Below are 24,501 nucleotides of genomic sequence, written 5' to 3' on the forward strand. Positions count from 1 at the left end.
TTATCAAAAAGAACCTATTCGATATTATACAAGCAATGCATGCTGTGGCAAATTTTTCGCAACCTAAAACTTACCTCGGGCGATCTGGGGTCAACCAAAGCGGAGAACACCCCCCAATGCATCTGCCCAGACTTCTGTCCGCCGGAGCCGCGCTGACGGCGCTTGTCATGTCCAGCCAAACTGCGCTGGCAGATGATGTTGTCATCAATCTTGGATACGCCGCCGCCGAGGGCAGCTCCTACAGCGTGCTGGCCAACAAGTTTGAAGAGCTGGCCGAGGAATACTCGGACGGATCGATAGATGTGAAGGTCCGGTGTTGCGGTCAGTTGCTCGGCGAGGATGAGGCGTTCAAGGCGATGCAGCTTGGCACCGTTGACATGCACGTGATCACCGGCAACAACGTCTCGCCGCACTTTCCGCTGATGGATGCATTCGTGTTGCCCTACATCTTTGAGGACAAGGCCCACGCCTACCGCGTTCTGGAAGGCGAGGTCGGTCAGCAATTCGCGTCCGCGCTGTTGGATGCGACTGGTGTGCACCTTCTGACCTATGGCTTTGTTGGCGACCGGGATTTTTATAACTCCCGCAACCCGATCACCAACATGGCGGACATGTCGGGCCTAAAAGTCCGTGTTCCGAAAAATCAGGTGATGATCGATACATTCACGGAATTTGGCGCAGCACCGATCCCGCTGCCTTGGGCCGATACGCCGACCGCGCTGCAGACCGGTACGGTGGAAGGCGCAGACAACGGCACGTCCTTCATCAAGTCCCAGAAGTTCTATGAGATCATGCCGCATTTCACGGCTCTGGAGCATTTCACCTATTTCTCTCCGCTGTTTGCAAGTCAGCGGGTGATGGACAAACTGGATGATGCCCAGAAAGACGCGGTGATGCGCGCCGCGCGGGATGCAGGCATCTACCAGAAAGAAGAAATGACCCGACAAACGGACGAGATCCGGGCTTTCCTGACCGGTGAGGGTGGGATGAAAACGGCTGAATTTGATCGGACCGATTTTATCGCTGCCGGACAACGGGTGCAGGATAGATATGCCTCTGACAAAGGGGCCGAGTTCACGGAACTTGTGACAGCCATTCGAGACGCTGCGGAGTAGGACCACCACTCTCTGACGAGTATGGGCGCGCTTTACATTTAGGTAGGCGCGTCCACTTTCCCCCGCTCGGAGGCCAAGATGCTGTCAAAGCTGGATCGCTACTTCGAAGAGGTCCTCTGCACGATTTTTCTATGTATCGTTGTCTGCTCTGTGCTGATGCAGGTCGTGCTGCGGTTCTTCTTCCATTCTGCGGCTGTCTGGGCTGAAGAGACGGCCGTCTACGGCATGATCTTCGCCGTCTACCTTGGTGCCACGATGGCCGTGCGGGACCGTGCGCATATTCGTATCACACTGCTGGTCAACAGATTGCCCCGTGCGCTTCAGGTCGGCTGTATTGTCTTGGCCGATCTGCTTTGGGTCGGGTTCGTCATCTTCATGATATTCCAGACCACGACTTACACGCAGCTTCTGTTCAACGTGACCTATCAAACACCGGGGCTGGGAATTGAGCAGCGCTGGATCCAGATGTTCATTCCGATCCTGTTCGGTTTGATGCTGTTCCGCATCTTTCAGGTCTATTGGCGCTGGCGGTCTGACGGGTTCCGGGATTTGCCGTTGTGAACGGCCCGCTTCTCATGGCGGCGGTCTTCGTCTTTACGATGGCCATTGGTGTTCCTATCCCGTTCGCCGCAGGGCTGGCCACCGTCGCGGGTCTGATGATCGCAGACATCCCGATGACCTTGATGGCGCAGGCGGCCTGGACTGCGTTCGAGCCGTTTCCCTTGGTGACCATCCCCCTTTTCATTCTGGCGGGCCAGTTGATGGAACAGGGGGGTATGTCCGAGAAACTGGTTAATATCGCCCAGAAACTGGTTGGCGCTTACAAAGGCGGGCTGGGTTTGGTGACAGTCGTGGCCTGCATGTTCTTCGCGGCTCTGTCAGGGTCTGGTCCTGCGACGACAGCGGCGATCGGGTCCATTACGATTCCGGCCATGCAGGAAGAAGGCTACCGTTCCCGTTTTGCAGGGGCGATTGCAGCGGCGGCTGGCGCGCTGGGGTCGATGATCCCGCCGTCTAACTTGTTGATCATCTTCGCGCTGGTGACAGACGTGTCTATTCCGCGGCTGTTTCTGGCGGGCATCGTTCCGGGCATCATATTGGGCTTCATGTTGATGATTGTGGTCTTCCTGCTGTCGGTTCGACACGGGTATGGTGGCACGGGGGAAAAGTTCCGATGGGGTCCACTGTTGGAGGCATTGTGGGAGGGCAAATGGGCCGTCCTTGCCCCAGTGATCATCCTTGGGGGTATTTACGCCGGAATTTTCACACCGTCTGAGGCGGCCGGCGTGGCTGTGGCGTATGGCTTCTTTGTCGGCCTTTTCATCTACAAGGGCCTGACGTGGGCCAAGCTGTTCTCTGCGTTCAAGTTCACTGCGATCGTCATCGGCACCGTGCTGTTCATTCTGGGGTCGACCAAGGCGTTTGGACAGCTCGTCACGATCTTTGACATCCCCGCCTCAGTGCTTGGTTTGTTTCAAGGACTGGCGGAGTTCCCGTGGTTGGTGATGCTGATGATCGGTATTTTTTACATCATCGTCGGCATGTGGTTGGAAAGCATTCCACAGATCATTATCTTCACTGCTGTTTTCTTCCCGTTGGTCACGAGTCTTGGCATTGATCCCGTGGTCTTTGGTATCTTCACGGTGATGACCTGCGAGATTGGATTTCTTACCCCGCCCATTGGGGTCAATCTCTTTGTGGCAGCGCGAATAAGCCGGGTGTCGATCGAAGATATCTCGGTCGGTGTTTTACCGTTGCTGGTCCCGTATCTGGTGATGATCCTGATGTTGGTGTTCTACAACGAGTGGGTGACGTTCCTGCCTGATCTTGTTTACGGACCATCCCTATGAGCGGGCAAAAGGAAAACCCGCCCCTTCTTGGTTATTGTGAGCAGATGTCCGCACGGCCGGGCGAGACGCTTGAATTTAAGGTCTCCTCATCTGTGAAATCGCCTGTCACGGCTCGCCTGGTGCGGTCCATCAGCGCCGATCCGAACCCGGATGGGCCGGGGATTGTAGAAGAAGATGCCTCGGCGTTCTTCGAACCGACCTCTTTCCCGTCCACGCACCAGCCGTTTTTTCCGGGATCCTATGCGGTGGCATCGCAAGCGATCTCTGTCGCGGGCCGGCATGACATTACGCTGAGCGCCGTCGTGTTTCCGACTTTGCGCTCAGACCGGCCCCAGACCGTACTGAGCATCGGTAACCTTGATCTGCAAATTGACACGGACGGCGCGCTTGCCCTGGGGGCCGGCGATCAGGTTACAACTTCCGGACAGCCCTTGAAGTTGCGCCAATGGGTCATGCTGGAGGCAACGCTTGGGGCGAACCGTCTTCTTTTGCGGCATGTACCGATTGGACGGACCTCGGGTCCAGCGGTTGAAACCACTCATGACATACAATCGGATTTGACCACCTTGGGCCGCCCAGTTGTTGCGGCCAAGATGTTATCGGACGGTGCGGCGACCCAGCATTTCAGCGGAAAGATCGAAGCGCCGAGCGTAAGCGTCGATGGCACCTGCGTTGCGGAGTGGGATTTTTCCAAAGAGATATCGACCACGACGGTCGCGGCTCAAACCGGACCAGAGCTGCAGCTTGTCAACTTTCCGACGCGCGCGATGACCAGTTCCGCATGGGACGGAAGCGAGATGAACTGGACCCACAAGCCTGCCCACTATGCGGCGATCCACTTCCATGAAGACGACATCTATGACTTCAAATGGCAGACAAGCTTTGACTTTGCAGTTCCAGATGACATGCCATCCGGTGTCTACATCATGCGGCTTGAGGCCGATGGGCACGAGGACGCCATCCCTTTTTTCGTGTGTCCGAAGCTGGGGCGTCCCACGGCAAAGCTATGCGTACTCGTATCGACGTTTACCTATGCGGTTTACGGCAATCACGCGCGCCCGGACTATGATCCCAGTTGGCAGGACCGGATGGATGAATGGCAGGCCTATCCCCATAATCCGGTTGATCATCAGAACTATGGGCTGTCGACGTATAACTACCACTCTGACGGGTCAGGCATTTGTCACGCATCCCATAGACGGCCGCTTTTCAACCTGCGTCCAGGATTTCTGACGTTCGGGGCCACGTCTTGTTCTGGCCTGCGGCACTTCCAGGCGGACGGCCATTTGATCAGTTGGCTGCACGCGAAGGGCATCGACTACGATCTGGTCACAGATATGGATTTGCACCGGGACGGGTTTGGGGCGATCAAAGGTTACCGGGCCGTCACGACCGCGACGCACCCTGAGTACCATACAAAGAATTCCCTTGATGCTTTGCGGAACTATCGGGATGGGGGCGGCCATCTGCTCTATCTAGGGGCGAACGGATTCTATTGGCGCATTGCGATCCATGAAGAAAACGACAGCCTGCTGGAGATCCGGCGCGCCGAAGACGGCATTCGTGCCTGGGCGGCGGAGCCGGGTGAATACTACAATGCATTTGATGGGACCTATGGCGGGCTTTGGCGTCGCAATGCGCGCCCACCTCAGGATCTCGTGGGCATAGGGTTCGCCGCACAGGGGGATTTCACCGGTGATCCTTACGTTCGGACGTGTCGAGATCCCGCCTATGACTGGATTTTCGACGGGATTGAGGATGACGTCATAGGGGATTTCGGGTTCTCAGGCGGTGGGGCTGCCGGTTTCGAACTGGACCATATCGATGGCCACCTTGGCACGCCGGACAGCGCGGTTCTTCTTGCCCGCTCGGTCACCAGGGACGAAGACTTCATGCTGGTGCCTGAAGAACAGCTGACGCACTTAACCAATCTCAGCGGCGGCCCGGAAGCGGATGCTTTGCACGCGGACATGATCCATTTTGACGTGCCGGGCGGCGGTTCCGTTTTCGCAACCGGGTCCATTACCTTTTGCGGATGTCTCCCGTGGAACAACTTCGAAAACAACGTCTCGCAATTGCTGCAAAACGTGATGCGCCGAAAGCTATCTGACCCGCACTAACCAGCCCCATCTGTGGCGCGCCATCTTTTATAGGTTTTGGTGCGTTTCGCCGTCCGGAACCGCTCCTTTATCAGGGCCAGCGGCGCGAAAACACCCGGGTTTGGCGAAGCACCGACCGCCATCCGTTCCAACTGCTCCTTGGCCAGAGCCATCGTCGCGAGTCCCGCGAGGGCGCGGTTTTTCCAGGTGACTTGCGGCACATGGATTACATCCTGAGTACCGTCCTTCCAGCCGTTGACCAGATCCGGCGCGAACGCAAATGCACGCGCGAGCCCTAGCATGGCCACACCGGTGTCGTCCGCCAGTGCGGCGCGCGCAGTTTCAATCCGGGTAATGCCGCCGGTGATCATGAGCGGCATCTCGGCCACCTGCGCGATGTCACGGGCAAACTCGACGAAGTACGCTTCGCGCTTGACCGTGCTTTCGGTTTGGGATCGTCCCTGCATGGCGGGGCTTTCATAGCTGCCGCCGGACAGCTCGACCAAGTCGACGCCCTTGCCGTTCAGATGCGCGACGACCCATTTCGCGTCTTCCGCGTCGAAACCACCTTTCTGGAAATCCGCTGAGTTCAGTTTGACGGCGACACAGAAGCCGGGTGCCACGGAGTTCCGGACCGCTGCAACGACATCAAAAAGAAGCCGCGCCCGATTTTCGAGCGATCCGCCCCATTGATCTGTTCGCTGGTTGGTTAACGGAGACAGAAACTGTGACAGCAGGTAACCGTGGGCGGCGTGAATCTCGACACCCGTGAACCCGGCCTCTTCTGCGCGGCTCGCGGTTGTTGCGAAGGCTTCGATCAGTGACGCGATTTCCCCTGCATTTAGCGCTCTTGGTTTGGCGAAGAGCTTACTAAACCCCGGAATATTCACCGCGACATCGGACGCAGAAACGGCGTCCTCCCCCATGTCTGCATAGACCTGCCGGCCCGGGTGATTGATCTGCATCCAGAATTGCGAACCGTTTGTACGACCGGCCTTAGCCCATTCGCGAAACGGATCGAGAGGTGCTTTGTGATCCAGAACGACCCCGCCCGGCCCCGTCAGCGCGTCTGGTGCGACCATGACATTTCCGGTGATCAGAAGGCTCGCGCCGCTTGCGGCCCACCGTCGATACAGCGTCTGCAGCCGTTCGCCCGGGACTTGCCCCCAATCTGCAAGGTTTTCTTCCATCGCGGCCTTCGCGATGCGGTTTGACAGCACTGAGCCGTTGGGCAGATGAAGGTCTTCAAACAGTCGGTCTGCAGTCATTTACGGCCGTCCTTTCGAATATGTCTGCACATCTTCTGCACAAGACCGAAGCTTTAGCTGCACGTCAGATGGTGACAAGGCGGTATGGAGCAAAAACGTGATACCCTGATTTTGTGCGGTCTGGCGCTTGCGTCGGTTATCTTGGCCATCGAGCCCCTGAGCTGGCTGATGACAAGCTGGCGTGATCCGTCCTACCAGTCCTACGGCGGCGTATATTGTGCCGTTCTTCTGGGTTTGGTTTGCCTGTCCCTGAAAAGCACCCCGCTTGGCAAACCAACCTCAGCAGGGCGCGTTTTTGCTCTATTTCTCATTGCGGCCGGTATCCGGCTGGCCGGGCAAGTTCTGGCCATCAATATTCTCAGTGCCCTTGCGCTGGCGCTGGATGTCTTTGCACTGGCAACGCTCTTGCGCCTCGATCAGCGCAAGTTCGCAGTGTCACCGACTTGGGTGGCCGTGTTTTTTCTGTTTGCCTTGCCGTTGGGGCCGATCCTTCAGCGCGTCGCTGGGTTTCCTCTTCAGATGATTTCCGCCGATCTTGCGTGCCACATGCTGTCGCCGTTCTTTGCGGATTTGCTGTGCGAGGGTGTGCGGCTGCGCGTGAACGGCGTTGACGTTCTGGTTGATCTGCCCTGTTCCGGTGCCTCGGGCCTTTTGCTCATGGTAAGCCTGTGGGCGTTCCTGAATGTTATCTACAGACCCCGTCTGCTGCCCGCCTTGGCTGGCGGTGCGTTCGTTGTTCTCGTCAGTATCGTTGGAAACGGGGTTCGGATAAGCCTGCTGGCGTCTGGTTTGGCCTTGGGCATCGACACAATGGCGCCCTTGCTGCACGCAGCCATTGGCATTGTCGCCCTTATGGTCGCTGCCTTGCCTGTCGTCTTGCTCTACAAGCCATCTGCCGCTGTGCCGAAATGCAGATCCTTTCCTTTTCCGAAATTGCCCAGGACCTTGCGGGTCCCTGCCGTCGTCGCGGCCATCATTGCGGCGGTCGCGATTGTAAATATTCCGAAGACACCCATTGATCGCTCGCCGCCAGTTGTGCAAGCGGAACTGCCGCGGCAGCTTCTGGGCGAGGTCGTGCAGCCCGTGGTGCTCAGCCAGACCGAGCAAAACTATTTCACGACCTATGGCGGTACGGCGCAGAAAGTTCAGTACGGACCGTTGGGCGTGAATATCGTGCGAACCTCATCGCCGCTGCGGCATCTGCATTCGCCCGCGACCTGCCTGCTGGGTATGGGGTATTCGGTCCGGTTTCTGGGCACGCGCTTCGATCCCTTGCCGACGTCGGTCTATGAGGCGACGGGCCCCGACGGTCGTGTCTGGACCGTCGCGGTCAGCTTTGTCTCGGACGATGGCTATCAAACGGCAAGCGTGGGTGAGGCGGTTTGGAGTTGGCTCAACGGATCGTCCCAGACGTGGCAGTCCGTTCAACGGATCACCCCACATTCCCTGCCGGATCAAGACCGTATCGCGTTTGAGCAGGCAGCCCTCTCGGCCCTCGACCTTTGACATGTGAAAGGATCACCATGCGACTATTTTTTCTTACTCTTTACGCGTTTGGCTTTGCCACGGTCTCCATGGCTATAGGCGCGGAGCGTGACGATATCGCGGGCCGTGTGATTGCGCATGTCGACGGAAAAACCGTTGATCTTCCGCTTCTGGACAGTGGCGTGGCGGTCAATATCGAAGGCGATATGGCGACGGTCGAAATCACGCAAACCTTCTCAAACCCGTCACGTGTCCCGCTAGAGGCGCGGTATCTTTTCCCGCTTAACCAACACGCAGCGGTGTACGGAATGCAGATGGAGGTTGGCGATGAGATCGTACAGGCCAAGATCAGGAAGAAGGCAGTTGCGGAAGCCGAATTCGTACAGGCGTCCCAACAGGGCAAAGCTGCGGCTCTTCTGACCCAACATCGCCCCAACATGTTCACGCAGCGCATTGCCAATCTCATGCCCGGTCTGCCGGTCAAAGTCGTGCTGCGATACGTACAGATGGTTCCAAAGATCGACGGACGGCATGAATTGGTCATACCATTGATCGTTGGGCCCCGCTACGAGAGCCCGGACGTCCAGATCGCGGAGGATCCGTCTCCACAACAGGACAATATGTGGACGGTCAGCAAGGTCCCCGTCTATCCTCATGTGGCGGGCTTGGATGTGCCGGAAACCTACACATCTGAACGGGTTTCGCTTGCTCTGCAGCTTATCAGTGGGGTGTCGGTATCGGAATTCGGCAGCGCGACGCATGATCTTCTTGTAGATAGCAGCGATGGCTCAATCAGCGCCACATTCGTAGACGGCAAAGTGATGGATAACCGCGACTTGGTCATCCACTATACGATGGGCGGGACAGACCTTCAGGCGGCCAGCCTGTCACACACGGATGATCGCGGTGGTTTTCTTTCGGTAATGGTCGAGCCACCTTCGATGCCAGACGATGCTGTCGCGATACCGCGCGAACTGGTGTTTGTGTTGGACACGTCCGGATCCATGGGTGGCGCACCGCTTGAGGCGAGTAAGCGATTTATGGATGCCGCGCTCGAAGGCCTGCGTCCGGGGGATTACTTCAGGGTTATCCCGTTCTCGAATTCGACTCAACGGTTCGCGAATGGCTCTACGCCTGCAACCGCGTCTAATATCCGAAAAGGCAGACGTTATGTAAACGGATTGAAGGCAGGCGGCGGAACTGAGATCGACAATGCGATCCAGACCGCGTTTGCGACCCGTCAACCCTCCGACACGATGCGGATCGTTGTGTTTCTGAGTGATGGATATATCGGTGATGAAGCGCGTGTTCTGAGGACCATTCGAAATCAGATCGGTCAGGCTCGGATCTACGCATTTGGCGTGGGCAACTCGGTCAACCGCTATCTGCTTGATGCGATGGCTGATGAGGGGCGTGGATATGCCCGTTACGTTGGCGTCGATGAAACTGCTGGTGAGGTCGCGGATATGCTGGCGGCTGACTTGAAAACGCCGCTTTTGACCGATCTGTCCATCGATTGGGGTGGTCTGGAGGTGACCGACGTCACCCCGACACGCCTGCCGGATCTTTTTGCCGGGGGTAGTCTGCGGATCTATGCGCGTCATTCCGGCAATGTCCCGCACGCTCAGACAACACTTAAGGGTCTTGTCCAAGGCCATCAAGCCGAGATGCCGATTCCGGTCACGTTAACCACCGCCGAGACCGATGCCGCTTTGCCTTTGATCTGGGCGCGCAACAGGATTTCGGATCTCACTCGTCAGATTGCAGTTGGCAGTGATGCGGTTAACGCCGAAGCGGAAATCACCGAGCTTGGCTTGGCGTTCTCGCTGCAGACCCGATATACGTCCTTCGTCGCGGTTTCCGAAAAGCAGGTGAATGCCAGTGGCCAACCTTCCACGCCCGCCGATGTCCCGCTTCCCATGGTGTCTGGCGTGTCCGCCGGGGCTTACCCGCAGGCCTTTGCAGGCTCATCATCTCCGGAACCCGCAGCGATCATAGGCTTCATCGCGCTGGCGCTTACAACGATCTTCGGACTGCGTCGGCGAATTTTCTGAATGCAGGCCGTGCTGGACAAAATTCAACCGAGTTGCAAAAGAAACAGCATGAGCGCCCGTATTCTCATCACTGACGATGATCCGCACATCCGCGATGTCATTCGTATCGCGACCGAGGCCGCCGGGATGCAGACGATTGAGGCCGCAAATGGTGAACTCGCCTTATCCCATATCGGTCGTGAAGCTGTCGATCTGGTCGTCCTCGATGTCGGGATGCCCCAGATGGATGGGTTTGACTGCTGCAAGGCCATTCGCGCGAAGTCCAACGTTCCGATCCTTTTTCTGACGGCCCAGGATGATGAAGTTGACCGCGTTTTGGGGTTTCAGCTGGGCGGCGACGACTACGTGTCAAAACCGTTCAGCCCCCGTGAACTGGTGCTTCGCATCAAGGCTATTCTGGCGCGTGGCAGACCCGCGACCGAGGCCGTTCGGACACATGGGGCGCTGGAGTTAGACGCGCCCGGCCATAGCTGCCGGATCGGCGGGCTGGAGATGGCGCTGACGGCGACCGAATTTGCCCTTCTTGAACGACTTCTCCAGCATCCAGATCAGGTACTGGATCGAAACCAGTTGATCGACGGCATATACGGGCACAACACGACATTGTCCGGTCGCACTGTTGATAGCCATATCCGAAATATCCGGGCGAAGGCAGCGGCGCTGAATTGTCACAACATCATCGTCACAGTTCATGGCGTGGGTGTGAAGCTTGGTCCGTGCGGCGGTTGAGTGGCGTTCGGCGCAAATGGCGGCCGTCCATGGTCATGGTCGTCGCGCTTGTTTGCGGCGCGCTGATCTCGGTTCCGCTTCTGGCGCTTTTGGGGGCGCGGTTAACCTCCAACCAGTTTGTACGCGAAACTGAACAATCTCTGATCAATCAAGCCGCAATCTACGCAAAGCTCTTCGCGGCGTCTTTCGAAGAACTTGACGGGCCGCTGATCGGAACACCTTTGTCGGAAGAGCGCGCCGCGCATTGGAATGCGAACCTGCATCCCGCGCGGGCTCGGCTCAACGTGCGATCGATAAGGGTGCTGCCGCCGCGGCCCGATGGGGCACCTGTGGATGAACCCGTGGAGCCGCGATATGCCAGTATCCGCCCGCAACTGATCCAAGTAGCTCGGGATGCGCGCAAGACCACGTTGGCGGGCGTGGTCTTCCTTGATGCCGATGGGCGAGACGCGAGTGGGGAAGGACCTGTTTCCTTCGCCAGCTTGCCCGAAGTGCAAGCCGCGCTGAATGGCGAAATTGGCGCCGTGCTGCGTGCGCGGGGGGATGACTATGATCCGCATCCTTTTTCTTCACTCAGTCGGGACACCGGATACCGCATTTTTCTGACGTATCCCGTGATCTCTCAGGATCGGGTTGTTGGCGTTATCTATCTGTCGCGCACACCGCTCAATCTGGGTAAGTTTCTGTTTCAAGAAAGGTTCGCCCTCGTCACGATGCTGATTTCCACGCTGGTGGGCGCAGCACTTATCGGGTTTCTCCTTTTCCGGCTGATATCCCGCCCGATCTATGCGTTGCGGGACCATTCCCACGCGGTGGCGTTGGGGCAGGCGCCAAGTTCCATGTCGCAGGCGCATTATGGCATTCGGGAATTGGCAGAGTTGGGCGAGAGCGTTTCAACTATGGCAAATGCTCTGTCTCAGAGGTCCCGGGAAATCTCGACTTATACGGATCACGTCACCCATGAATTGAAATCCCCTGTGACGGCGATTATCGGCGCGGCGGAGTTGCTGGAAGACGACGCCGTGGACCCGGTCAATCGGGACAAGCTGTTGAAAAATATCAACGCGGAAGCGCGGCGGATGAATCTTTTGCTGGGTCGCCTGCGTGAGATGACCCGCGTTCGATCCGCGCCACACGACGGGCCGGGCATGTTGACAAACATGTTGCCTGAGATTGAAGGCTTGGCGGTCCGCGTAACGAAAGGGTCGGACGAGACAGTGCCGCTGTCGGAACAGCACGGTCAGATGATCCTTGATCACATGGCACAGAATGCGCGCGGACATGGGGCGGACCAGATGCAGGTTTCCTTCGAAGGCGGTGTCTTGAAGGTTTTGGACAACGGGGACGGCATTCCCGAAGGTAATATCGAGCGGGTGTCTGAACCCTTCTTTACCACCCGAAGAGATGATGGTGGCACTGGCATGGGGCTCGCGATCGTTTCGGCTATTCTGGAAAGCTATGGCACCTCGCTTGTCTGTGTGCCGAATGACGGCGGTGCTCTTTTCGAAATTCGCTTCGCACATCCCTAGGGATATAGGCAGATCTTTTCAGTCGCTTGCCTTGCGGCGCTTGAGCCTCCAAAGTCATGAAAAGTCTGGGAGGATCAACATGTCATTCACAACACGTTTTGCTGTTCTTGCGTCACTCGCCGCGATCATTGTCGCACCCGCGTGGGCCGAAACCCGTGTCACCTACAAATCTGCAAAGGTGGGATCGTCCTATTACCAGATGGCGGTCCAGATTTCCGAAGCGATGAAGGCTGGGACGGATAGCGAGGTGTCTGTCACGGTCGAGGAAAGCCAAGGTTCTGTCCAGAATGTGATGGAGGTTCGGGCACGGGGCGCTGACTACGTGTTTACCACACCGCCTGCGCTGGTCGGTTTGGCACAGGCCGGCAAGGCGATGTTCGAAGGCAAGGGTGATCCTGCCTTCGATGAGATCCGCGCCTTGTTCCCCATTCCGTCCTTGACCATGCATTTCGTCATGTCCGAGGCCAGTGGCGTGAAAAGCTTCTCAGAGATGGAAGGCAAGACAATCCTTCTGGGAAGCGGTTCTTTCGGGGCGCGTGAAGGGGCCAAATACCTCGAACTTTTCGGGTTGCAGGACAAGGTGACCATCGCGGACTCTGAGCTTTCAAATGCCGTCAGTGCTTTGAAGAACGGCCAGATCGACGGGTTTGTTACGGCCGGATCTTATCCCGCGCCGAACGTCATAGAAGCGGCCGCATCGACGGGTGTCACGGTTTTGTCCCTGAGCGAGGATCAGATTGCGAAATCCAAACGGACGCCATTGACGATCCCTGCTGGCACATATGCTGGGCAGTCAGAAGCCATCACCACGACGTCTTTGCCTGTCGTGGCCTATACGACATCTAAGATGGATGACGAGACAGCCTATCTTTTGACCAAAACGTACTGGGATATGAAAGCCGATATGGCAGGTGACGCCGCATGGTGGGACGGCGTGTCCACCGAGATGCTGAGCACGATCACAACGACAATTCATCCAGGTGCGGTGCGCTACTACAAGGAGATCGGCGCTACTTTGAGCGATGCGCATATGTAGTCTGGTTGCCGCGTTGTCTGAGCTATTTGAGACTTGATACCGGGATCTGCTGATCGCGCAGGTGGCGTCTGGGTCGCCTTGGGCGCGCTGACATGTGTGTTCCACATCGGTTTGATCTTTTCCGGGCTGGTTCCGAACCTTGTTGCACGCCCACTCCACATGGCGCTGATCCTGCCGTGGGTTTTTCTTATCGCACCCCTCAGCAAGGTCGGTGCCGTTCTCTGTGCAATTGGCGTTCTGGGTTGTGTCTGGATTGCGTGGAACCATGTGGACCTGCGCAATCAGTACGGCTTTCTTGAGGGCCAGTTTCAGATCGTCCTGGCAGTTGTGTTGCTTGTCATTGTGCTTGATGCGGCGCGCAGGATGATCGGTTGGCCGCTGCCTGTCGTGGCATTGTTCGCCCTGCTCTATGGCGTCTTGGGGCACCATATTCCCGGAGAGTTTGGCCATGCGGGCACGCCCATACGCAGCTTTCTGGGGACGCTCGTTATCGCGGAAGGAGGCCTTTGGGGGAGCCTGACTGGTGTTTCAGTCGGGGTCGTGGCCATCTTTGTGATCTTTGGGGCGGTGTTGAACGCTGGTGAGGCCGGGCAGGGCTTTATGAATGTAGCTGCCGCCGCCGCAGGTCGGTTAAATGGCGGCGCGGCGAAGGTGGCGGTTCTATCATCGGCCTTGTTTGGATCGATATCTGGATCGGCGTCGGCCAATGTTGCATCAACCGGGGCGGTCACTTTGCCTGCGATGACCAAACTGGGCTATCCCAAGCGGCTGGCTGCGGCAGTCGAGGCTGTGGCATCTTCCGGTGGGCAAATCATGCCGCCGTTGATGGGGGCAGGCGCCTTTGTAATGGTTGAGCTCACCGGCGTGCCGTACGCACAAATTATCGTCGCTGCGCTTTTGCCCGCGATCCTCTACTTTCTTGCCGTCTGGATGGGCATAAACGCCTATGCGCAGCGCTACGACCTGAAGGGCGTGCCCGAGGACCAGCGACCGGATCGTCGCACCGTCCTAGTGACCTCCGTCTTCTTTCTGGTCCCTTTTTCGGTTCTGCTTTTCTCGATGTTTGTGCTGGGTTTCACGCCACAATACGCAGCGGCGCTTGCGATTTTTTCCGGGGTCGCCGCGCTCTTTTTTGACACCGCTTTCAAGGTGCAGATCGGCGGCGGGCTTCAACGACTTCGCCGCGCCATGGTTAATGCGGGTCAACAGGTTGCGATGATCGCGTCAATCATATTGTGCGCATCAATCATAATAGGCGTTCTGGGCATTACCGGGCTGGGTATCAAGATAACTTCGGGTATCCTCTCGGGTTCTGGTGGTGCACTCTGGCCCGCTTTGTTGCTGACAGCGCTGGCTTGCCTGCTGCTGGGGATGGAGGTTCCGACGACCGCTGCCTATGTGATTTGCGTATCGGTCGCGGGACCCGCGCTGATTGAACTGGGGCTGGATCCCTTACAAGCGCATCTCTTTGTCTTTTGGTTCGCACTGCTTTCTACAATCACGCCACCGGTTTGTGGTGCTGTGTTTATCGCGGCCGGTATGATCGGGGAAAACTGGCTGAAGGTGGCGATAACTGCGATGGCGCTGGGCGTTGGTTTGTATCTGATACCTCTTGGAATGATCGCCAACGAAAACCTGATCCGCTTGCGAGAGCACCCGCTTGAAGCACTGATCGCATTTCTGCGTTTGGCGATCGGCCTCTCTTTGATTTCGTATGCATTGATCGGCCGCTATCAAATCCTCTTGCGCGCACTCATGATTTTGTTGGGGCTCGGGCTCTTATTTTCAGGTGTAGTGCTGGTTTATCTGAGGCAACCATGATCTGCCGAACCTGAAAGCCGGCTCATTATCCGGCCATCTGGCCGACGCGTTGTGTGATCATTTGGTAAGCCCGATGGCCGAACATGAAACCGGTGGCAAGTGCCAGTCCTACTGAATACCCCAACAGATGGCTGAGGACGTGCGGCGGCCAGTCGAGACCCCCAGAGATCAGCGGAGGATTTGTCAGCTCCCAGCCGATTTTGGCCAGACCCGCCGCTAGCAATGCAGCCCATAATTTTCGTGAGCCGTTTTGTACGCCGTAGATACACAGTGCTGCGAACAAAGTGTTAAGCACGCCGGACAAACCGCAATAGAGCGCGATTGAGGGGTCCAGAAGCACACCGAGCGAGATGACCATGCCGCCCGCGCAGACCAACCAGATCAGCTTGCGCGATCCGATCCATCTTTCGAGCGGGATGCCGAGGGCAAACAGCCCAATCAGGTTTGGCATTAAATGCGCGGTGTCGAGATGGACAAGATGGGCAGTAACCAGACGCCAGACTTGCCCTTCCATGAGATCCCCGTCCGCATGGGCAAAGATTTCGAAACTGCCGGGCGCAAGCTGGGTCAAAGCGTGGACCACGAGGACAAGCGCGCCGAAGCCGAGCGTGGCGGGGGCCGCATATGCGGCCTCCGCGCTGCCCCGAAGAGAGGAGAGAACGTTCACGAGCGGCCTCGCTTACCTTTGGTTCCGAACAAGCTCGCAAATCCTGCCAATGCGGCCAAGATCATGCCGAGGATACCCACATTGCCGGAGCCACCTCCACCGCCGCCACTGCGGGTCGGCGTATAGTTCGGCGCTGGCGACTGGAACATCGGCTGGGTCGTATCTGTCCGGTTCGATTGTACCGGCGCGCCAGCACGCTGTGCGGCTGCGTTGGTCTCTGTCTCTACGCGGTCGCGATTGCGCCGCTCAATGCCCAATTCTTCGAAACGTTCCTGTCGCAAGGCAACCATGGCGGTGAGCGGTGTCAGAACGCCATGTTCAACAGACAGGTCGATCACGTCGGTTTTCATGTCCGCGCTCTCACCCAAAAGCGCCATCTGCTCCATTCGGTTTTCGATCGCTTGAAATGCCCAAAGGCGCTCGATCTCAGGATTTCGTGTGGCGGTCTTGGGCAAGGACGCGACTGTCTCATACTGCACGCTCTCGCCCGCAATTTCGCCTGTCAGGGTCACACGCACATCGCCCTCGCCCCAATAACGACCCAGAACGGACAACTGTTCACCCCGGTAGAGGGTTCGGATATCTTCGGCCTGGATGTCGGCGATGCGGACGTCGCCCTCCACGGCGTCGAGCTCGATGTTGAGCCCGTTCAGCGCTTCATACCCGACCTTGTTTGCGGCTTCGACAAGCACACCCAATACATCGTCGGAGTTTGAGACAGAGACCGATGTCCCGCCGGACAAGCGGGTCATAGGCTCTAGCAACGGGCGATTTGCGCCAGTGCCCATAACGGCGGTGAACAGTCGGGTGTCCTGATTTTGAACGAGATCAAGGAACCGCTTCGTTTCGGTCACGCCCACATTTGCCTCACCATCGGTGACCAGCACGATGGCACCTGTGCGATCAGCGTCGAGTGATCGTATAGCCAGGTCGAGCCCGGCATAGAGATTGGTGCTGCCCTCGGTCTGCAGAGCGCGGGCGCCCGCGGTCCATCGCGCCACGTTCTCAGGTGTCGCAGAGACCAGGCCGCCCGTCAGGTCGCGGGCGTTGTCACTGAAGGTGACGATTGAGAAGCGATCTTCGGGTGTCAGTTGAGCCAACGCGCGCGCGACGCCTTCCCCCAGAGTGGACAGCTTGGAGCCCATCGAACCCGACACATCGAGCACAAAGGCGAAGTCGCGCCCCCCGGTGATGGGTCCCAGATCCATGCCCGGTGTCAGGGTAAGCATGAACGTGCCTCGTCCTTCCGCGTCGGCCTTGTATGGTACAAGATCCACGCGGGCAGGCTGGTTCGCTACCTGACGCCAATACAGAACAATATCCGTATCAAGCCGCGTTGAATGCGCGTCCATCCGCCGTGCAGAAACCGGCATTTCGCCTTCAACGCCGGACTCGATGACCGCGCCGTCCAGTATGACTTCGCTGCCGCCAATTGCGTCCCATTCGCTTTCAGCGTCCGGATTATGCGCCGTTGGCGTCAGTACCGGTGCGGTGCCTGCGTCGTCTTGCGCGGGTAGGTCGATCACGTTGCGTCCGTCGCCCAGCGAGATGCGCCAGCCATCCGCCGTTCGTTCCGTGTGGGCGTTTGGATGCGCGGGCAGGCGCACCGCCTCTATCGGGTAGTCGGTGCGCAACTCCATGTCGAAGGCGAACCGGCCCGTTATGTCCTCGCTCATGTCCCAGAAAGCGATCCGGTCTTCGTTCGTGCTTTGGCGTTCCAGCGGATAAACGTAGCGTCCGATGCCACCTTCAAGGCGCGCGGGTTGCACATAGGTCAGCCGCACCATCACGTCGCCGCCTGCTGGAACAGGGGTCACCCGCATGTCGAACGCGTAATGGTTGTCCTGTTCAGCAATAGCTGCCTCGCGGCCTGCTGCACGCTCATCCTCATAGATCTGACGGCCACGCTCGCGCTCAATAACCTCGCCAACGACCGGCTGGCCATCGATCCAATAGGTAAACTCTGTCACCGCAGCCTTTTCCGGCACTGGGAACGAATAGCGGGCCTCCGCTGCGGCTGCGCCGGGATTGGCGAAGCGCTGCTCAATCGTGGTGATCGCATAGCCATCTTCGAGGACCACCTGAACCTCGTGATCTGCAAGTTCGAGCGGTTGCTGCGTACCTGCGGGCGTTAACAAACCCGCCGCTTCGGCAGCGGGCGAGATCACCAGAGGCGCCACGCCAAGCGACGCCGCCAAGGCGAGAGATGAGACAGTCGGGATGAAGGATCGGATCATTTTGCACTCCTGAACGTTGTTCATATTTTTCAGATAGCAGTAGCTTGAACGTTGTTCAAGAAAAATTTTAAAGAGAAATCACGCCACCCTAACAAGTGCTTTAGCCCAAAAAACGTGATCGAGAAATCTTACAAAATATTGATATAATTATATAATAGGAAAGTATTGACCTCTTTTCGAAGCGCCGCTCAGGGTCAAACTAAGAAAATTAACTATTCGATATGTCGGTCCGTTCGTGCCTCTTGTCGAAGGAATGATCTTCGCCAACCGCGTCGAACGAATCTCTTGAACTGGCTCGGTACAGCTTTCGGTCATTACGTTCAGTTGGCTTAAAGACGCTGGCCAGAGATGGGAGGATATGAGGCGCTAGATAGACGGGAAGGGGCGTCCCCTACGGGATCAATCGAAAGACCCGAAACTTCGGCGCTATGATAAAATCTACGACCGCGTCGGGCTCTTATTGGCCGCCCGTTGGTAGGCTTGCGTAAAATATTGCGGGCTAGCCGACTACATAAACGAACTCGAAGAGACTACTTCCTGATCGGCCTGAGATCATTTCCTCAGTCGCTTTCGACAGTATCCGTGTCAACGAGGATCCATGCGCTCAGGGCACTGGCTGCGGCAAGGCCTGCTCCGGCCCAAGCGGCAGCAGCCAGCCCGGCAGTCAGATTATCTGATGATCCAATCAGGACGAGCCCCAAAAACGCGGTGGCTACAAGGCCAGCGATCCGAGAAATGGCATTGTTGATTCCAGATGCAACACCGGAATAGCGGTCCCCCGCGCTGGCCAGAACAGCCGATGTCAAAGGTGCGACGCTGGCCGCCATCCCAAGTGCCAGCAAAACAAGCGCTGGAAAGATATCCCGCCAATAGCTGATATCGTTGGCGGGAATGAGGGTGAAGAACAGAAACCCGCACCCAACCAGAACCGAGCCCATGGTCAGGATCAGCCGGGTTCCTAGCCGTTCGGCGAGGGTTCCGCCGACCATTCGTGACAGGAGTCCAAGTATCAGGGGAAACGGCAGAATCGCCGCCCCTGCCGCGGTCGCACCATATCCTAGGTCGCGGATCAAAACGTAAGGCAGCAAGACAAGCAGACCGCCGAGGGCCATATAGAGAAACAGGGTCAGCAAAGAGAGGCCGGAGAACGTCGAGCTACCGAAAAGCGCAAGGGGGGTCATTGCGGCGTCACCCTTGCGGTGTTCTACATAAAGAAATGCACCGACCAAGACCAAGCCCGCGACGCTGGCCCCAATGACAGTCGGAGTTGGGCCGCGTCCGGGCAGAGCGATCAGCGCCCAGATCAGCGCCAAGAGCCCTGCACCGATCAAACCGGCACCCAACCAATCCAGTGGCGCGCGGTCGCCTACACTTGCTCTGCTTTCCCGAACAGAGCGACGTGCAACCAAATAGGCAAAAATGGCCACGGGCACCACGGCAACGAACGCCCACCGCCATCCCGCGACATCTACAATGATCCCGCCCAGAAGAGGCGCTAAAGCGCCCGCCGCAGCCCCTGCAGCAGCCCAAGTTCCGACCGCCCGTCCGCGCTCCTTTCCCGAAAAGCCGTCTGCGATGATTGCAAGCGATGTCGGTGCAATCATGGCGGCTCCGACTCCTTCAAGCGCGCGACCGATCAGTAAAACCGGGAAGTTCCATGCAACGGCGCACAGAAGGCATGCCGCGGCAAAAATCACGAGGCCCATTTGAAAAACGCGCTTGCGCCCGTAATGATCCCCTGCGGCCCCAAAGATCAACACAAGTGCGCCCAAAGGCAGCAGGTAGGCGTTCACGATCCACTGCGCACCTGTCGCACCAGTGCCGAATTCATCCTGCATCACAGGCAACGCCACGTTGATGATAGAGCCCACTACGAAGGCAAGGCTTGATCCTGCGACAGTTGCGATCAGCGTCCCGCGCTTGTCGGGACACGGGCTGTCAGCTTCAGGTTTGCCAGCAACAACGTTGCAAGGGAGAGGCAATGCGTTTGTCATTCTATGTCCCCCTTGCCGTCGCCCCGGGTCCGTTGCTTGCCCAAGAACGCCATGGATCAACGCCGAAATCAACACCGCGACAGGGACAACAGCCTATGCCCGCGTATACGTCTATGCCTGCTCAATCTTGTTGGTCATCTAAACCCCTTAAGATGCTTCTGGAGGCGTTCTGTGTCTTTCGCTGCGTGAACCAACGTCCCGGTTGGGCGTCTTTAAGCATTGAAACCGTAACCAAAAGGCTCGACGGGCTGTCTGGTCAGATTCAAAGCAGTTTACGGCTCAAACGGAACAGCGCGCCAATAAGACCAGGTTGACGTGTGTGATAGCACGTCTTGTCACGGCAAGATAAACCGACTATTTCTATCAGGAAAGAGGTATCGTCCCAGCCAAGCCACAGTGCCAAGCCATCCAAGTTAAGTATAACAACCGGAGCTTGGCCTGCTGTGTCCGCACCAACTTTAAATGCCGAAGACATTCGTGCGCATCGATCCGCGGCGCCTGATGCCCGTGATCGTGACTTTGCGGAGCGCCTTGGGATCAGTGAAGCCGCGCTTGTTGCAGCGTATTGTGGACACGGCGTGACACGGATCGACCCCAATCCCGATGCGGTTATGAGCGCGGTCCAAGAGCTTGGCGAAGTTATGGCCCTGACCCGCAATGCCTCCTGCGTGCATGAAAAGATCGGTGTCTATGACAACTACCACCCAGGCCACCACGCCGCGATGATCCTGACCGAAGATATCGACCTTCGGATTTTCCCCCGTCATTGGCAGCATGCGTTTCTGGTCGAGCGGGAAAGCGATGGTGGCCTTCGCCGAAGCGTACAGGTCTTTGATGCCGCCGGTGACGCGGTGCACAAGACTATACTGCGTAACGGATCAAACCACGCGGCATTCACCGGACTTGTGTCGCGTCTGGCCTCGGAGAACCAATCGCAGGACTGCATCTTCAACACGCGTGCGCCTGACGAGCCTGCTAAAATTGCGACCGACAAGGTTGATATCTTGCGTAAAGAATGGCGACGCCTGACGGATACGCATCAGTTCTTGCGCCTGGTCTCTAGACTCAAGATGAACCGATTGGGTGCATATCACGTGGCCGGGCCAGCCTTTGCCCGGAAGCTGGCATCCAATGCGGTCAGTGCATTGCTGACCGACTTGCAACGTACCGAAACCGAGGTGATGCTGTTTGTCGGCAATCCCGGCTGTATTCAGATCCATACAGGTGCCTTGTGCTCTCTGAGGCCCATGGGCTCTTGGCTCAACGTGATGGATCCCCGCTTCAACTTACATTTGCGTAGCGAAGCGGTGTCGGAGGTTTGGGCGGTGCATAAACCCAGACAGCGCGGCACGGCCATATCGGTGGAAGCATTTGACGCGAAGGGTGCGCTGATCTTCCAAGTCTTCGGCGTTCCGAAAGAGGGACGCGACAGCCGCCCGGCGTTTCGTGCCATTGTCGAAGGATTGCAGGAGGTTGCAGCATGATCGACCGACGCGGGTTTGTTGCTTTGACGTTCGCTTTCGGCGGCATGGGCACGCAGCTTCTGGCTTCACGCGACACCCGTGACGTCATTGCAATCGGAGGCGATGTGACCGAGATCATCTTCGCGTTGAACCAAGGGCACCGCCTTTTGGCGCGCGACACAACATCGACCTATCCCGCTGCCGCCCGCGACCTGCCCGACGTGGGCTACATGCGCCGTTTATCAGCGGAAGGTGTCCTGTCCTTTGCGCCATCTCTTATTGTGTCAGCAGAAGGCGCAGGTCCGCCGGAGGTTATCGACATCCTTCGCGCCGCATCGGTTGAGTTTGCTGAAATACCGACGGGATACGATGCGGAAGCGATTGCGCAGAAAATCCATGCGGTCGGTGCGGCTCTGGCGGTGCCTGGCAAAGCTGCGAAATTGACCGCCGACACCCATGCGGCTTTGACTGCGGCCGTTGATCGTGCCGCGCGCACTGACGCGATGCCAAAGCGTGTATTGTTCGTCTTGTCGACTCAGGGTGGCCGTATCCTGGCCTCTGGCACGAACACGGGCGCCCACGGGATCATTCAGATGGCGGGCGGAACAAACGCAGTATCGGAATTCGAGGGGTACAAGCCTTTGTCGGATGAGGCCGTTAGTGCCGCGGCACCCGATGTTATTCTGATGATGGACCGCAGTGGTGATCATGCGGCGACGGATGAAGAGCTCTTCGCACTACCAGCCATATCCTCAACCCCGGCTGCGCAATCAGGCGATGTTGTGCGCATGAACGGGTTGTTGCTGTTAGGGTTTGGCCCGCGCACGGCGGACGCTGTCACAGCGCTGAACCGTGCGCTCTATCCGACCTAAGCCCCTTTGGCTTTGGCCGATCATCTGCCCGACAGCCGCGCCACCCGCGCCCGGCATATGCATCTGTGGTTATCGGTTGCGTTGATTGTCGTGGGAATTTTCAGCCTAACTGTTGGGGCCACGGAGGTATCGCTTGGTTCCGCACTGTGGAAAGTCGTCCAGGGCGAAGCGCTGACCCGGATGGAAGCTATCGTGCTTTGGGACATCCGTGCGCCCCGGCTCGCCCTTGGCCTTATGGTCGGCGCCGCATTGGCGATGAGCGGGGCGGTGATGCAAGGCTTATTCCGTAATCCGTTGGCTGATCCCGGCCTTGTTGGCGTTAGCGCTGGCGCTGGTTTGGGTGCAATAACGGCCATCGTCTTGGCTGGGCTCGCACCGATGTGGCTGGCATTGGCTGTTGGCGATCAGTTGGTGCCCGTCGCGGCTTTTTTGGGGGGCTGGGCCAGCACGCTATTGCTTTATCGCGTCTCGACCCGGCGCGGCCGTACCTCTGTCGCGACGATGCTGCTTGCAGGGATTGCCCTTGGTGCTTTGGCTGGCGCGCTGTCGGGTGTCCTTGTTTATATCTCGGACGATCGCCAGTTGAGAGATCTCACCTTCTGGGGTTTGGGATCATTGGGCGGCGCCAACTGGACAAAGGTTCTGACCGCCGGGCCGATCATTATGGTTTCTGTTGTCGTGGCCGCATCACTTGGACGGGGTCTAAACGGTCTCGCGTTGGGAGAGGCGACAGCGGCGCATATCGGTTTGAACGTGCAATGGATCAAGAATACGGCCATTCTGACGGTAGCAGCGGCCACAGGCGCCGCAGTGGCGGTGTCCGGCGGGATTGGTTTCATTGGCATCGTCGTGCCACATCTTTTGCGGCTAGGCACCGGTCCGGATCATCGACCTCTGCTGATCAACGCGTCTCTTCTGGGTGCGCTGCTTTTGGTGCTGGCCGATATGATCGCGCGGGTCATTATTGCTCCTGCTGAGTTGCCGATTGGTATCGTGACAGCAGTCCTTGGTGCGCCGGTGTTCCTGTGGATTTTGCTACGCCAGCACGCGATGGTGGATCTGTGACCTTGTCAGTGCACAATCTATCCGTGCGTTATGGGCGTAAGACTGTCATCGACGGACTGGAATTCGAAGCGCGACCTGGTGCGCTGCTTGCTATTGTTGGGCCAAACGGGTCGGGGAAATCGACCCTGATCAAAGCGATCTGTGGTGATCTTCCGTATGAGGGGTCGATAGTTTTCAATGGCACCGAGGTAGCCGATGCCCGCCCTCGGGACTTGGCTGGCGTGCGGGGCGTGCTGCCGCAAGCCTCAACTCTCGCGTTTCCATTTCACGCGATTGAGGTGGTACGCATTGGACTAAGCTCTGGTGTGGGTGCGGATCACGCTGATCGTGCCCATGCGGCGATGGCGCGCGTAGGCCTTACGGGCTATGCGAACCGCTACTACCAAGAGCTTTCGGGCGGTGAACAACAACGTGTGCAACTGGCCCGCGTACTGGCTCAGGTTTGGGAACCGGTCACGGCCGACGGCCCGCGCTGGCTCATGTTGGACGAGCCTGTCTCCAGCCTCGACATCGCGCACCAGTTGCAGATCATGACCATCGCGCGCGACTTTGCTCAAGCGGGCGGTGGCGTTGTCGCGGTAATGCATGACCTGAACCTGACCGGGCTCTTTGCGGATCATGTGCTCGTTATGGCGGAGGGTCAGGCATTGGCCACAGGTCGCCCGGTTGATGTGATGACCGACGTTACCTTGTCACGCGCGTATGGATGCGACCTTCAGGTCAACACTGTCCCACAAAGTGTAACCCCATTTGTTCTTCCGCATAATGCGCGAGCCGCTGCATCAAAGAGAGTTTAGCGTGCGTAAACGGCTCTAATAATATGCCCCAACACTTACGTATCGACCCACTTAAATCCCATCTAACCGCACAACTAAAAAAGGATTTTCAATGTACATCGCCATGAACCGCTTCACCGTTGCTCGGGAAAATGAACAGGCTTTCGAGGATCTTTGGCTCGGTCGCGACAGTCATCTGAAAGGGATGGACGGGTTCGTCGAGTTTCAGATGCTCAAGGGGCCCGAAGGGGAAGATGAAACGCGGCTCTATGCCTCGCACACAGTCTGGTCGTCCGAAGAGACCTTTCGCGCCTGGACCCGATCGGACGCGTTTCGTGCGGCCCATAGGGGCGCGGGGACCACAACGAAGCTACATAAAGGGGCGCCAAAGTTCGAAGGCTTCTCTGTCATTCAGGAAATCGCGGCTGACTAACCTCTGCA

The 24,501-nt window shown here is 57.8% G+C and carries 19 protein-coding genes; 15 read left to right on the forward strand and 4 right to left on the reverse strand.

Features of this window, described 5'->3' with window-relative positions; translation table 11 throughout:
* The first annotated feature begins 116 nt into the window (after positions 1-116).
* From KIN_RS08590 to KIN_RS08605, 4 genes are all read left to right on the forward strand, one after another.
* Positions 117-1,115, forward strand: a complete 999-nt coding sequence (locus tag KIN_RS08590; protein ID WP_159806021.1) for a TRAP transporter substrate-binding protein — start codon at positions 117-119, stop codon at positions 1,113-1,115.
* 78 nt (positions 1,116-1,193) lie between these two features.
* Positions 1,194-1,676 (forward strand): TRAP transporter small permease, encoded by a 483-nt coding sequence (locus KIN_RS08595; protein WP_159806023.1) that lies wholly within the window; start codon positions 1,194-1,196, stop codon positions 1,674-1,676.
* Positions 1,673-2,965 (forward strand): TRAP transporter large permease, encoded by a 1,293-nt coding sequence (locus tag KIN_RS08600; RefSeq protein WP_159806025.1) that lies wholly within the window; start codon positions 1,673-1,675, stop codon positions 2,963-2,965. The genes KIN_RS08595 and KIN_RS08600 overlap by 4 nt, the downstream gene beginning before the upstream one ends.
* Positions 2,962-5,085, forward strand: a complete 2,124-nt coding sequence (locus tag KIN_RS08605; RefSeq protein ID WP_159806027.1) for a N,N-dimethylformamidase beta subunit family domain-containing protein — start codon at positions 2,962-2,964, stop codon at positions 5,083-5,085. The genes KIN_RS08600 and KIN_RS08605 overlap by 4 nt, the downstream gene beginning before the upstream one ends.
* Here the strand turns inward: KIN_RS08605 and KIN_RS08610 are convergent.
* Positions 5,082-6,332: an NADH:flavin oxidoreductase/NADH oxidase family protein gene (locus tag KIN_RS08610; RefSeq protein WP_159806029.1), complete on the reverse strand. Its 1,251-nt coding sequence runs from the start codon at positions 6,330-6,332 to the stop codon at positions 5,082-5,084. The genes KIN_RS08605 and KIN_RS08610 overlap by 4 nt on opposite strands.
* Positions 6,333-6,416: 84 nt before the next feature.
* On the opposite strand from KIN_RS08610, the gene xrtT reads away from it, so the two are divergent.
* From xrtT to KIN_RS08640, 6 genes are all read left to right on the forward strand, one after another.
* Positions 6,417-7,838 carry an exosortase T gene (xrtT, locus tag KIN_RS08615; RefSeq protein ID WP_159806031.1) on the forward strand — a complete coding sequence of 474 codons (1,422 nt, stop codon included), beginning with the start codon at positions 6,417-6,419 and terminating at the stop codon, positions 7,836-7,838.
* Between the two features lie 17 nt (positions 7,839-7,855).
* Complete coding sequence (locus tag KIN_RS08620; RefSeq protein ID WP_159806033.1) at positions 7,856-9,871, forward strand: VIT and vWA domain-containing protein; 2,016 nt, start codon at positions 7,856-7,858, stop codon at positions 9,869-9,871.
* A gap of 48 nt (positions 9,872-9,919) precedes the next feature.
* On the forward strand, positions 9,920-10,600 hold the full coding sequence (locus KIN_RS08625) for a response regulator transcription factor (RefSeq protein ID WP_159806035.1): 681 nt from the start codon (positions 9,920-9,922) through the stop codon (positions 10,598-10,600).
* Between the two features lie 29 nt (positions 10,601-10,629).
* Positions 10,630-12,129 (forward strand): ATP-binding protein, encoded by a 1,500-nt coding sequence (locus KIN_RS08630; protein ID WP_159806037.1) that lies wholly within the window; start codon positions 10,630-10,632, stop codon positions 12,127-12,129.
* A 79-nt stretch (positions 12,130-12,208) separates the two neighbouring features.
* Complete coding sequence (locus KIN_RS08635; protein WP_159806039.1) at positions 12,209-13,165, forward strand: TAXI family TRAP transporter solute-binding subunit; 957 nt, start codon at positions 12,209-12,211, stop codon at positions 13,163-13,165.
* Between the two features lie 33 nt (positions 13,166-13,198).
* The gene (locus tag KIN_RS08640) at positions 13,199-14,986 is read left to right on the forward strand and encodes a TRAP transporter permease (protein ID WP_243144869.1); all 1,788 of its coding nucleotides are present in this window, start codon (positions 13,199-13,201) and stop codon (positions 14,984-14,986) included.
* A gap of 25 nt (positions 14,987-15,011) precedes the next feature.
* Here the strand turns inward: KIN_RS08640 and rrtA are convergent, their stop codons facing one another.
* From rrtA to KIN_RS08655, 3 genes are all read right to left on the reverse strand, one after another.
* Positions 15,012-15,653, reverse strand: a complete 642-nt coding sequence (gene rrtA / locus KIN_RS08645; RefSeq protein WP_159806041.1) for a rhombosortase — start codon at positions 15,651-15,653, stop codon at positions 15,012-15,014.
* Complete coding sequence (locus KIN_RS08650; RefSeq protein WP_159806043.1) at positions 15,650-17,890, reverse strand: VIT and vWA domain-containing protein; 2,241 nt, start codon at positions 17,888-17,890, stop codon at positions 15,650-15,652. Before KIN_RS08650 ends, rrtA begins: the two co-directional genes overlap by 4 nt.
* A 560-nt stretch (positions 17,891-18,450) precedes the next feature.
* Positions 18,451-19,884: an MFS transporter gene (locus KIN_RS08655; RefSeq protein WP_159806045.1), complete on the reverse strand. Its 1,434-nt coding sequence runs from the start codon at positions 19,882-19,884 to the stop codon at positions 18,451-18,453.
* Between the two features lie 443 nt (positions 19,885-20,327).
* On the opposite strand from KIN_RS08655, the gene KIN_RS08660 reads away from it, so the two are divergent.
* The 5 genes from KIN_RS08660 to hmuQ all read left to right on the forward strand — a co-directional run bounded on the left by KIN_RS08660 (position 20,328) and on the right by hmuQ (position 24,493).
* The gene (locus KIN_RS08660) at positions 20,328-21,368 is read left to right on the forward strand and encodes a hemin-degrading factor (protein ID WP_159806047.1); all 1,041 of its coding nucleotides are present in this window, start codon (positions 20,328-20,330) and stop codon (positions 21,366-21,368) included.
* The gene (locus tag KIN_RS08665) at positions 21,365-22,219 is read left to right on the forward strand and encodes a heme/hemin ABC transporter substrate-binding protein (protein ID WP_159806049.1); all 855 of its coding nucleotides are present in this window, start codon (positions 21,365-21,367) and stop codon (positions 22,217-22,219) included. The genes KIN_RS08660 and KIN_RS08665 overlap by 4 nt, the downstream gene beginning before the upstream one ends.
* 57 nt (positions 22,220-22,276) lie before the next feature.
* Positions 22,277-23,284 carry a FecCD family ABC transporter permease gene (locus tag KIN_RS08670; RefSeq protein WP_159807923.1) on the forward strand — a complete coding sequence of 336 codons (1,008 nt, stop codon included), beginning with the start codon at positions 22,277-22,279 and terminating at the stop codon, positions 23,282-23,284.
* The gene (locus tag KIN_RS08675; protein WP_159806051.1) at positions 23,281-24,081 is read left to right on the forward strand and encodes a heme ABC transporter ATP-binding protein; all 801 of its coding nucleotides are present in this window, start codon (positions 23,281-23,283) and stop codon (positions 24,079-24,081) included. Before KIN_RS08670 ends, KIN_RS08675 begins: the two co-directional genes overlap by 4 nt.
* A gap of 91 nt (positions 24,082-24,172) precedes the next feature.
* On the forward strand, positions 24,173-24,493 hold the full coding sequence (hmuQ, locus tag KIN_RS08680; protein ID WP_159806054.1) for a heme-degrading protein HmuQ: 321 nt from the start codon (positions 24,173-24,175) through the stop codon (positions 24,491-24,493).
* Positions 24,494-24,501 lie beyond the last annotated feature (8 nt).

Source organism: Litoreibacter roseus (genome assembly GCF_009811795.1).
GTDB classification, from domain to species: domain Bacteria; phylum Pseudomonadota; class Alphaproteobacteria; order Rhodobacterales; family Rhodobacteraceae; genus Litoreibacter; species Litoreibacter roseus.

Coding starts and splice junctions, on each gene's coding strand:
- xrtT (WP_159806031.1), top strand. CDS start 6,417: ATGGAGCAAAAACGTGATACCCTGATTTTGTGCGGTCTGGCGCTTGCG.
- KIN_RS08655 (WP_159806045.1), bottom strand. CDS start 19,884: ATGACAAACGCATTGCCTCTCCCTTGCAACGTTGTTGCTGGCAAACCT.
- KIN_RS08625 (WP_159806035.1), top strand. CDS start 9,920: ATGAGCGCCCGTATTCTCATCACTGACGATGATCCGCACATCCGCGAT.
- KIN_RS08590 (WP_159806021.1), top strand. CDS start 117: ATGCATCTGCCCAGACTTCTGTCCGCCGGAGCCGCGCTGACGGCGCTT.
- KIN_RS08595 (WP_159806023.1), top strand. CDS start 1,194: ATGCTGTCAAAGCTGGATCGCTACTTCGAAGAGGTCCTCTGCACGATT.
- KIN_RS08670 (WP_159807923.1), top strand. CDS start 22,277: ATGCATCTGTGGTTATCGGTTGCGTTGATTGTCGTGGGAATTTTCAGC.
- KIN_RS08665 (WP_159806049.1), top strand. CDS start 21,365: ATGATCGACCGACGCGGGTTTGTTGCTTTGACGTTCGCTTTCGGCGGC.
- KIN_RS08650 (WP_159806043.1), bottom strand. CDS start 17,890: ATGATCCGATCCTTCATCCCGACTGTCTCATCTCTCGCCTTGGCGGCG.
- KIN_RS08605 (WP_159806027.1), top strand. CDS start 2,962: ATGAGCGGGCAAAAGGAAAACCCGCCCCTTCTTGGTTATTGTGAGCAG.
- KIN_RS08610 (WP_159806029.1), bottom strand. CDS start 6,332: ATGACTGCAGACCGACTGTTTGAAGACCTTCATCTGCCCAACGGCTCA.
- hmuQ (WP_159806054.1), top strand. CDS start 24,173: ATGTACATCGCCATGAACCGCTTCACCGTTGCTCGGGAAAATGAACAG.
- KIN_RS08635 (WP_159806039.1), top strand. CDS start 12,209: ATGTCATTCACAACACGTTTTGCTGTTCTTGCGTCACTCGCCGCGATC.
- KIN_RS08630 (WP_159806037.1), top strand. CDS start 10,630: ATGGTCATGGTCGTCGCGCTTGTTTGCGGCGCGCTGATCTCGGTTCCG.
- KIN_RS08620 (WP_159806033.1), top strand. CDS start 7,856: ATGCGACTATTTTTTCTTACTCTTTACGCGTTTGGCTTTGCCACGGTC.